The 10,151-nt window shown below is 68.6% G+C and carries 8 protein-coding genes and 1 pseudogene; all 9 read left to right on the forward strand.

Going from position 1 to position 10,151, the window contains the following annotated elements; genetic code table 11:
- Position 1 precedes the first annotated feature (1 nt).
- Positions 2-790: an SDR family oxidoreductase gene (locus N4G66_RS41900; protein ID WP_261709573.1), complete on the forward strand. Its 789-nt coding sequence runs from the start codon at positions 2-4 to the stop codon at positions 788-790.
- Positions 791-799: 9 nt separating this feature from the next.
- Positions 800-2,425: a thiamine pyrophosphate-binding protein gene (locus N4G66_RS41905; RefSeq protein ID WP_261709574.1), complete on the forward strand. Its 1,626-nt coding sequence runs from the start codon at positions 800-802 to the stop codon at positions 2,423-2,425.
- A gap of 38 nt (positions 2,426-2,463) precedes the next feature.
- Entirely contained in the window at positions 2,464-3,402 is a 939-nt protein-coding gene (locus tag N4G66_RS41910; protein ID WP_261709575.1) for a PDR/VanB family oxidoreductase, read from the forward strand.
- Between the two features lie 29 nt (positions 3,403-3,431).
- Positions 3,432-3,656 (forward strand): recombinase-like helix-turn-helix domain-containing protein, encoded by a 225-nt coding sequence (locus N4G66_RS41915; RefSeq protein ID WP_261709576.1) that lies wholly within the window; start codon positions 3,432-3,434, stop codon positions 3,654-3,656.
- A 2-nt stretch (positions 3,657-3,658) separates the two neighbouring features.
- Entirely contained in the window at positions 3,659-4,675 is a 1,017-nt protein-coding gene (locus tag N4G66_RS41920) for an aromatic ring-hydroxylating oxygenase subunit alpha (RefSeq protein WP_261709577.1), read from the forward strand.
- Positions 4,676-5,307: 632 nt separating this feature from the next.
- Positions 5,308-5,763: a DUF485 domain-containing protein gene (locus tag N4G66_RS41925; protein ID WP_261709578.1), complete on the forward strand. Its 456-nt coding sequence runs from the start codon at positions 5,308-5,310 to the stop codon at positions 5,761-5,763.
- 26 nt (positions 5,764-5,789) lie between these two features.
- Entirely contained in the window at positions 5,790-7,370 is a 1,581-nt protein-coding gene (locus N4G66_RS41930) for a sodium/solute symporter (RefSeq protein ID WP_261709580.1), read from the forward strand.
- A 270-nt stretch (positions 7,371-7,640) separates the two neighbouring features.
- Positions 7,641-8,792: an ISAs1 family transposase gene (locus N4G66_RS41935; RefSeq protein ID WP_449343328.1), complete on the forward strand. Its 1,152-nt coding sequence runs from the start codon at positions 7,641-7,643 to the stop codon at positions 8,790-8,792.
- Positions 8,793-9,713: 921 nt separating this feature from the next.
- A pseudogene (locus tag N4G66_RS46140) lies at positions 9,714-9,788 on the forward strand (transposase); the annotation flags it as partial.
- Positions 9,789-10,151 lie beyond the last annotated feature (363 nt).

Genomic DNA, 10,151 nt, shown 5'->3' on the forward strand with positions numbered 1-10,151 from the left:
TATGGACCTGGGACTCGCCGACCGCACCATCGTGGTCACCGGAGGCAGCTCGGGCGTCGGCCTGGCCACGGTCCGCGCCCTGCTCGACGAGGGTGCCCGCGTCGCCACCTGTGGCCGTGACGCCGACCGGCTCGCCAAGGTGGCGGCCGACCTCGGCGCCGGACACGACCGCCTGCTGACCGGAGTCTGCGACGTCCGGGACGCGGGCGCCGTGGACGACTTCGTCCGCCGCACCGCCCAGGAGTTCGGCGGCATCGACGGACTCGTCAACAACGCCGGACAGTCCCGGATGAAGGGTCTCGACGACTCCACCGCCGAGGACTGGCGCGACGAGCTGGAGCTGAAGTTCGCCGGAGTGCTCAACCCCCTGCAGGCCGCGCGCCCGCATCTCGCCGCTTCCGGCGCGGCGAGCGTCGTCAACATCAACGCGGTGCTCGCCAAGCAGCCCGAGCCCCGGCTGATCACGACGAGCGCCGCCCGGGCGGGCATTCTCAACCTCTCCAAGTCCCTGTCGGCCGAACTCGCCGGCGAGGGAATCCGGGTCAACTCCGTCTGCCTCGGCCTCATCGACACCGGCCAGTGGACAAGGCGCCACGCAGCCGCGGACTCCGGGAAGACCTACGAGGAATGGCAGGCAGAACTGGCCGCCGACCGGGGCATAGCCCTCGGCCGCCTCGGCCGGGCCGAAGAGGTCGCGTACGCGGTTCTCACACTGCTCTCCCCCCTCGCCTCGTACATCACCGGCACCAGCATCGACGTGTGCGGCGGAGTCGGCCGCTCCATCCTCTGAGGAGACACCATGCGTTACGACAACGGAGGCGATCTCCTCGTCACCGTCCTGCGGGAACTCGGCATCGACACCGTCTTCGGCATCGTCAGCGTGCACAACCTGCCGCTCGTCGAGGCCGTCGACCGTGAACTGCGTTTCGTGCCGGTGCGGCACGAGGCGTCCGCCGTGAACGCCGCGGACGCCTACGGGCGCGCCCGGGGCACCCTCGGCTGCGCACTGACCTCCACCGGCACGGGAGCCGGCAACGCGGCCGGATCGCTGATCGAAGCGCTCAGCGCGGGCAGTTCCGTCCTGCACATCACCGGCCAGGTGGAGAGCGAATTCCTCGGCAGCGGACGGGGTTTCATCCACGAGACCAAGGACCAGCTCGGCATGCTGAGCGCGGTCTCCACCTACGCCGCGAGTGTGCCGGACGCCGAGCAGGCAGGCCGGATCCTGCGCGAGGCGGCCCGCGCGGCGCTCACCGCGCCGGGCGGCCCGGCGAGCGTGGAGTGGCCGATCGACCTCCAGTTCGCGGCGCAGACCGACGACCCGGCCGAGCCCCCCGCAGCCGCCGTCCCGGCTCCCGCGGAAGGTGAACTGGCCGCAGCCGGCGCCCTTCTGGCCACCGCCCGCCGCCCGCTGATCTGGGCAGGCGGCGGTGTGGCAACCGCCGGAAGCGAGCTGGCCGGGCTGCTGGAGGCGACCGGAGCGGGACTGCTGACCTCGAACTCCGGGCGCGGCGCGGTGCCCGAGGACCACGAGCAGGTCATCGGCAACTTCGCCACCACCCCCGCGGTGCGCGCCCTGCTCGCTGACGCGGACGTGCTGGTCACCATCGGCACGCACTTCCGCTCGAACGAGACCGCCGACTACACACTGGAACTCCCCGGGGCCCACATCCAGATCGACATCGAGCAGGACGCGCTGGGCCGGGTGTACCCCGTCGCCCACGCGCTGCACGGCGATGCCGCTGCCACTCTGACCGCTCTGCTGCCGCACGCCCGGCCCGCGGAGAGCGGCTGGACGGACCGCGTCGGCGCCGTACGCACCGAGGTGCGGGTGCTCCTGCACGACAACATCGGACCGCAGGCCGCGATCTGTGACGCGATCCGCGCCGCGCTGCCCCGCGAAGCGGTCGTGGCGCGCGACGTCACGATCCCCTCCAGCAGCTGGGGCAACCGGCTGCTGGAGATGTACGACCCGCGGGACAACGTCTTCCCGCGCGGCGGCGGCATCGGACAGGGGCTCGGCATGGGCATCGGTGCGGCGCTCGCACGGCCCGACGCGCCCACCGTCGTCATCGCCGGCGACGGCGGACTCGCCGTCCACCTCGGCGAGCTCCTCACCCTTGCCCAGGAACGGCCCCGGCTGACCCTGATCGTCTTCAACGACGGAGGCTACGGAGTCCTGCGCAACATGCAGGACCGCTACAGCGAGCGCCGCTCCGGGGTCGACCTCGCCACTCCCGACTTCGAACTGCTGGCGCGCGCCTGCGGGCTGCCGTATCTGCGGATCGCCGCCGAGGAGCACGCGGGCCCGGTGCTCGATGAGGCCATCGCCTCCGAAGGACCCACCCTCGTCGAGGTCGATCTGACGGCACTCGGACCGATGAAGGTCCCGTTCACCCCACCCGTGAGGATCCCGGGCCAGTAGCCCGGTCGCGTGTACTGCCGGTAAGGAGGCAACAGGCCATGAGCGAGCATTCGCTGCAGCTGGTCGTCCATCGAATGACCTGGGAGGCGGAGGGCGTACTCTCCGTCGAACTGACCCACCCCGACGGCAAACCCCTGCCCGCCTGGACGCCCGGCGCGCATCTCGACGTCCACGTCGGGGGCCAGGTACGCCAGTACAGCCTGTGCGGCGACCCGAGCGTGCCGGACGTCTACCGCATCGGCGTGCTCAACGAACCCGCCTCGCGGGGCGGTTCGCGGTTCGTGCACACACAGCTGCGCCCCGGGCAGCCGGTCACGGTCTCCGAACCGCGCAACCAATTCCTGCTGGAGGACGCCGACGCCTACCTGTTCGTCGCGGGAGGCATCGGGATCACTCCGCTGCTGGCGATGGCCAGGGAGGCGACCCGCAGGGGTACCGCGTGGCGGATGGTCTACGGAGGCAGGGGACGGGCGTCCATGGCGTTCACCTCGGAGCTCGCCGCGCTCGGCGGAGATGTCACGCTCGTCCCGCAGGACGAACTGGGCCACATCGACCTGGACGCCGCGCTCGCGGACCTGCCCGACGGCACGCTGGTGTACTCCTGCGGTCCCGAACCCCTGCTCGCGGCCGTCGAGGCGCGCTGCCCCGAGGACCGGCTGCACCTGGAACGGTTCGCCGCACCGACGGTGGAACGCTCCGGTGACGACGAGGAGTTCGAGGTCGAGTGCCGCACCTCGGGCGTGACCGTCACCGTCGGCGCCGGTACCTCGATCCTCGACGCCGTCGAAAGCGCCGGGATCGACGCACCGAACTCGTGCCGCGACGGGATCTGCGGGTCCTGCGAGACCCGGGTGATCGAGGGCACCCCCGACCACCGCGACTTCCTGCTCAGCGAGGCCGAACGCGCCACCTGCGCCACGATGATGATCTGCGTGTCGCGGTGCGCCTCACAGAGCCGGCTGGTCCTCGACCTGTGACACCTTCCCCCACACCTTCAGGAGACACCGTGAGCGACACCTGGCCGTACCTTGACGTCCACCAGTCACGTACCCACGAGCCGACCCCGTACGAGTACAAGCTGGCCGCAACCCTCGAGGACGTCTTCACCGAAGAGGGCCACGAGCTGACCGACGTGGTGCGCGGACTCAACGCCCGCCAGGTCCACGCCGGCGACGGCACACCGTGGACCGAGGAATCCTTCCGCGCCGAGATGAACCGACTGGGAGCCTGACCATGACGCTGTCGTCCTCCGCCACGGCGGACCACATCTACGCCACCGGCCTGCGCAACCAGTGGCACCCCGTCGTCCCCTCGCACTTCGTCGCCCCTGGCGCGATGCGCAAGGTGACCGCGCTCGGTGAGCAGTGGCTGCTCTTCCGCCGCTCTGACGGAGCCCTGTCCATGCTCGCCGACCGCTGCCCGCACCGCGGGGCACCGCTGTCGCTCGGAAAGCACCTCGGCGACCGGGTCGCCTGCTGGTACCACGGCGTCGAGGTCGAACCCGACGGGACGGTCTCCTCCGTCCCCGGGCTGCCGGGCTGCAGCCTGGAGGGCAAGAAGCTGGTCACCTCGCTGCCGGTACGCGAGGTCGCGGGCGCGATCCTCGCCTACTTCGGCGACGAGGAGCACCCGGAACCGGCCGAAGTGGTGCTCCCGGAGCCACTGACGGATCCCGAAGTGGACGCATTCCTCTGCTACGCCGAGTGGAACTCACCATGGCGCTACGCCGTGGAGAACCTGCTCGACCCGATGCACGGCGCCTTCCTCCACCATGATTCGCACACGATGTTCGACGGTGAAACGACGGCCAAGTTCCGTATCCGAGAGACCGGGCGCGGCTACTTCTTCGAGAAGACCGACCAGCGCGGCATCAACTTCGACTGGGTGGAGCTGTGCCGCACCGGCGTGGACTGGGTCGACCTGTCCATCCCGTACCCACCGTCGGCCGGCCCCGGCGGGCCATTCGGGATCGTGGGCATGGTCTGCCCGGTGGACGAGCAGCGCAGTGGCGTCTTCTTCTGGCGCTACCGCCGGGTCGAGGACTGGCAGCGCGCCTCCTGGCGTTTCCTCTACCGGACGCTGATCGAGAAGCGCCACTGGGAGGTCCTGGAGCAGGACCGCGTCATGCTGGAGGCCATGCCGGGCGACGCCGACCAGCGGGAGAACCTGTACCAGCACGACCTGGGCGTGGTGCGGCTGCGCCGGCTGTACCGTGCGGCGGCCGAGACACAGTCGTCGGCGGGCGCCTGACGGCTCGCCGTTCATCATTGAGTACGACCGGGGCGTCGATGCCGGCGTCATCCACCAGGGTTTGTTCCACTTCTCGTGGCTGATGGATCACCGGGCCGAGTTCGAGCACCTGGTTCGCGACCGGCTCGGGATACTCACCCCTGGCTCAGCCGGGCTGCCGCCCACACCGCGATTCGAGTGGATCGTGGGACCCCGTTGCCCAATTGCTTGTGCGGCGAGGTCGAGGGCGGCGAGGTGTGATGTGCGAGTAGTTGCCCGGTCCACCAGGCATCGAGTCGGAGCACAGGCCGCTGGAGGAGGTCTCACCCTGATGATCAGCGGTCGGCCTCAGAACGGGTCGACCGAAACCAGCAGGGCAGCCGCCACCGCACTATCCCTCGCCGTCGGCGGTTGCGCAGCCGCAGAGAGCTCCCGGCTGCTGCACCGGGTTCCCGAGCTCAGCCTCCCGCGTTCGGCCTGTCCGCATCCGGGGATTTTGAACCGCGGCCCGGGAGCGACCGAACCCCCGGGCACCCCAAGGTCGATTGGTCTGTACTAACTCTCGCCAAAGACTGAGCGCACGAGTAGCGTGCGCTCACCCCCCGCTTCCCTTCGGTCCCACACGGGCCCTGAGTCACGCAAGGAGAAACGGGATGCCAGACGAGTTCGGGTTCCCCGACTACCCGTCGCACCACCGGGCAGCGCCGCACGGCCCCGCGCCCTACGTGTCCCCCTCGTATCTCACTTACCCCTGGCAGCCGCAACCGGAGCCCGACAGGGGAACGATGCCGCGCTATCCGGCACTCGGCCACCACAGCGACCTGCGCGTCCTGCGCAGTGCCTACCGTTCCCTGCGGCGCGTGGCAACGTGCACGGCGCTCGGGTACTTCACCCTCTTCCTCGTACTGTCCGCGTTCGCGCCTTCGCTGATGACGGGCACCGTCTCGGGCGGCCTGTCCACGGGGCTGCTGCTCGGGCTGATCCAGGTTCCGGTCACCTGCGTGGCGATCGGGCTGTACGAGTCCACGGCGCGCCGCAGGGTCGACCCGATCGCGGACCGGATCCGCGAGCAGGCCGAGCTGGACGCCCAGCGGGGAGCTGGACGTTGACCGGTTTCAGCAGTTCGGCGCAGGCGATGTCCTTGATGGCCTTCACGACGGTCGCCACGATCATCCTGCTGCTGTGCGTGATGACAGGTCCCGACGGAGACGACCTCGACGAGTTCTACACGGGGTACGGATCGCTGTCGCCGATGCGCAACGGCCTTGCCATCGCCGGCGACTACATCTCCGCCGCGACGGTCCTCTCCACGGGCGGGGTCATCGCGCTCGACGGGTACGACGGCGTGGTCCTGGCGCTGAGCATAGCCCTCTCCCTGATGCTGCTGATGTTCCTGCTGGCCGAACCGCTGCGCAACGCGGGCCGGTTCACCATGGGTGACGTGCTTGCGCGGCGGACGCCCGGACGCGCGGTGCGCATCGCCGCGTGCGCCGCGACCATCGCGGCACTGGTGCCGATGATGCTCATTCAGCTCGCCGGCACCGGTGATCTGCTGGCGTTCATCCTCGGCTTCTCCAGCGACTCGCTCAAGACCGGGTGCATCGTGGGCGTCGGCGCCTTGATGATCAGTTATGCGGCGATCGGCGGGATGAAGGGCACCGCTCTCATCCAGATTCTGAAGATCGTGATGCTGTTCGGCTCCGGTGCGATAGTCGCCGCCTTGATCCTGCGGCAGTTCGACTGGGACATGGGCAAGCTGTTCTCCGCCGCAGCAGCACACAGCGGGGTGGGGCCGTCCTTCCTGCATTCCGGTCTCGAGTTCGCCGACGGGCCCAACCCCCGGCTCGACATGATCAGCTCAGAGATGACCGTCGTCCTCGGCGGCGCCTGCCTGCCGCATGTCACCATGCGCATGTACACCGCGAATACTGCCCGCCAGGTGCGCCGGTCGATGTCCTGGGCGGTGCCGTGCGTGGCCCTCTTCATGCTGATCACCATGATCGTCAGCTTCGGCGCGACGGCGCTGATCGGGCGCGAGACGATCGCAGGTGCCGACCCGACGGGCAGGACCGCCTATCTTCTGGGGTCGCGTGCCGCGCTCGGGGCCGACGTCTCGTCGGCCGAATCATTCCTGTTCACCTTGGTCACGACGGCGCTCTTCCTCACTCTGCTGGCATCGGTCGCCAGCATGATCCTGGCCTGCGCCAACACCCTCGCGCACGACGTGTTCGCCAGTCGGCGCAAGGAGACGACCCCTCGCCGAGAGATGACCCTCGCACGGGTGTCCGCCCTGGCGGTGGGCGCCCCCACCATCCTGCTGGCCACCCTCGTGCAGCACCACAACCTGCAGCCGCTGGCCCTGCTGTCGGCCTCCCTCGGCGCATCGGCACTGGCACCGGCACTGGTCTACAGCCTCTTCTGGCGCCGCTACACCCGTACGGGCCTGCTGTGGACCCTGATCGGCGGCACGCTCGTCACCATCGTCCTCATGACCGGCACCAACCTGGTCTCCGGTTCCCCCTTCTCCGCTTTCCCCCGCTCCGACTTCAACTGGTTCCCGTTCAGCACCACCGGTCTGGTCTCCATACCCCTGGGCTTCGCGCTCGGCTGGGCAGGGACCATGCTTTCCGGGCGGCGGAATGCGGAGGAACAGCGCCGGCAGTACGAGGCGGTCGAGGCATGGATTCTTGCCGGGGTGACACGACGAGGAAGCTGACGCCCCAGCCGCTGCGGCGCAGGGGCACCTCGGGGATGTGGCAACCGGTGCGCGTTCAGCTGAACGAGCCAGCCAGGTCGGTGACCGGTGGCCCGGCTTCACGGGAGGCCGGGGAGGCCGGGGAGGTCAGGGCGGTTTCCAAGTCCTGAACCTCATGAATTTATGCAGGTCACGGCCATGCGACGGTGTATCGGTGGACCGCCACGTACGCAACGAAGCTCCAGTTGAAGGGGTGACCTTGCCAAGTCGCCCTGTCCAACCGGAGCTTCGATGTGCCGTCAGTCTGCCAGCGTCTGCCTGATCAAGTCGCCCTCACGTCAGCACCGCGCACTCCCACATTTGTCGCAGCGGCTGGTCACGCTGGCCGATCCACACCACCGGCGCGGAAGGCGTCACTCGTTCGTGAGCGTGCTGCTGATCTCCTGCTCCGCCGTACTGGCCGGGGCCCGCTCGTTCACGGCGATCGGCCAGTGGGCCAAGGCGGCCCCGCAGACGGCCCTCGCCCGGCTCGGTGTCCGCGTGGCCACAGTGTTCAGCGTCCGCGTCGCGCCGAGCGCGGCAACCGTGCGCCGCGTCCTGAACGCGGTCTGCCCGGGCGGGCTCGCCGACCTGCTCGGCACCGATCCAGCCGGGGCCGGCACCCTCGCGGTGGACGGCAAGAGCGCCCGGGGCTCGCGCACCGGCACCAGCCCGGCCGCGCATCTGCTGGCCGCGATGACCGGTGCCGGGCAGACGGTCACCCAGTTGCGGGTGCCGGACAAGACCAACGAGATCACCTGTTTCGCCGCCCTGCTGGAGCCGTTCGACCTGGCCGGCGTGACGGTGACCGCCGACGCGCTGCACACCCAGCGCGCCCACGCCCGGTTCCTGGTGGAGGAGAAGCAGGCGCACTTTCTGCTGGTGGTCAAGGCCAACCAGCCCGGACTGTTCCGGCAGTTGAGGGCACTGCCGTGGAAACATGCCACCGCCCGGCGCTACGACCGCGAGACGGGACACGGGCGCAAGGAGACGAGGGCGACCAGGGCCTTGACGGTCACCGACCTCGGCCTGGACTTTCCCCACGTGGTCCAGGCCGTGAAAATCCTGCGCCACCGCACCGACATCAGGACCTGCAAGGTCACCCGGCAGACCGTTTACGCGCTCACCGACCTGACAGCCCGCCAGGCATCTCCCCAGCGTCTCGGACAGTTGGCCCGTTCCCAGTGGGTGGTCGAGAACCGGCTCCACTTCGTCCGTGACACCACGTTCGCCGAAGACGCCTCGAAGATCCGCACCGGGTACGGGCCGCAGAACATGGCCACGCTCCGCAGCTTCGCGATCAACACCCTGCGAGCGGCCGGTCACGCGAACATCGCAGCCGGGATCCGCGAGATGTCCTACGAGCCCTTCCGCCGTCCGCTCGACCTTCTCGGACTCGCCTGACCAGCAACGATTCAAGACCGCCAGACTTTGCAACAGCCCTGGCGCTAGATCGCCCTCTTCGCACTGCCCAGCCGACTGCACGCCTGCCGGAGCACTCACAGACAGTCCGGCCCGGTGTTGGAACATCCGGAACCGATAGCAAGGCAAGGCTCATCGCTCTGATGGGCCCTGCTCGATACCGCGCGGCCAACAAGCAGATACGCGCTGGTCGCGTCAGCAGATTGCGAACCACGGAAGACTGGACGACCGGCTTCTTCACGACTCCGGGGCCGAGCTTGGAAGTTAAAGTCGCCATGTCAGGCAGTGAACTGTTCGGAATCTGTCCGTGCCCGATGCCCCACCCGTGCACGCATGTGGATGCCGTGGCGCTGCACGCCGCCTGTTCGGCAACCGGGATCAAAATCACGACCCAGCCGAACCGGAGCCGACCCACCGTTCTCCTACAGTCAACGACGGCGGAGGCCGACCCCGCCGACACCAGACTGACAGCCCTGGTAGGCCGGCGTCGGGCACGCTCCGCAAAGGAACATTTGCAGAGATGGCGCCTGACGGGGCTGAAGGTCAGCGCCAACACGGCTAGTGCCTTCCTGAGCGCGGAGCGAATCAGTTGCGACGTCCGGATAGTCATCACACGGGGCCGGCTCACCGGAAGTTGTGGCTGCTGGAAATTCAACGACATGGGGAAGCCCACTCTCCACATGGACATCCTCACCCTCCACGCGCTTGACCAAGGACTTAAAGTGCTCTGACGCCGTGCCTGTGTAGGGAGCGGGGGTCTTTTCCGTAGTTGAGGTGCACACCGCTTCTGCCGGCGCCGTCCAAGGCGCCCTGTCTTTCGACGGCTTGAGAGGGCGTTTTCTCTCTCTGATGGCGTGGGACGGATTCTTCCAGCCCGGGGCTGTGGTCTGGTGGGCTGGCCGGGTGAGTGAACGTAAGCCGTATCCGAGTGATTTATCGGACGAGCAGTGGATTCTGATCGAGCCGGTGACCACCGCAAGGAAGGACCGGCATCGCTCGGTCAGCTCTGCGTGACCGGGCGTCAGCGCTACCTAGTCAGGTAGCTGACTGAGGCCCACGAGCGTTCGGCTTGGTGGCCCAGACCTGCTGAGGGGGTTGGCAGACAGCCGGTCGGCGTGGCGCTAGTGGTGCAGCACGCGCTACGGTGAGTAACGATCTCTGGTACCTGTCATCAAGCACCACGGCCAGTCAGATCGAGCACGGCCTCGTCTCCTACCCGGCACAAGATTTCCCGGTGCTGGTTCTGTGCTGACTTCGGAGAGGTAATGGCGGTGAAACCGCAGGTCGCAGCTTTGATCGGATGAGTTGTCGTACCACTCGATGGTGGTGCCGATGAGGGAC

Source organism: Streptomyces rhizosphaerihabitans (assembly GCF_025399795.1).
Taxonomy (GTDB): Bacteria; Actinomycetota; Actinomycetes; order Streptomycetales; family Streptomycetaceae; genus Streptomyces; species Streptomyces rhizosphaerihabitans.

Bases quoted from the DNA above. Each gene is read 5' to 3' on its own strand.
- N4G66_RS41900 (WP_261709573.1), top strand. From the start codon at position 2: ATGGACCTGGGACTCGCCGACCGCACCATCGTGGTCACCGGAGGCAGC.
- N4G66_RS41905 (WP_261709574.1), top strand. From the start codon at position 800: ATGCGTTACGACAACGGAGGCGATCTCCTCGTCACCGTCCTGCGGGAA.
- N4G66_RS41910 (WP_261709575.1), top strand. From the start codon at position 2,464: ATGAGCGAGCATTCGCTGCAGCTGGTCGTCCATCGAATGACCTGGGAG.
- N4G66_RS41920 (WP_261709577.1), top strand. From the start codon at position 3,659: ATGACGCTGTCGTCCTCCGCCACGGCGGACCACATCTACGCCACCGGC.
- N4G66_RS41925 (WP_261709578.1), top strand. From the start codon at position 5,308: ATGCCAGACGAGTTCGGGTTCCCCGACTACCCGTCGCACCACCGGGCA.
- N4G66_RS41930 (WP_261709580.1), top strand. From the start codon at position 5,790: ATGTCCTTGATGGCCTTCACGACGGTCGCCACGATCATCCTGCTGCTG.
- N4G66_RS41935 (WP_449343328.1), top strand. From the start codon at position 7,641: ATGTGCCGTCAGTCTGCCAGCGTCTGCCTGATCAAGTCGCCCTCACGT.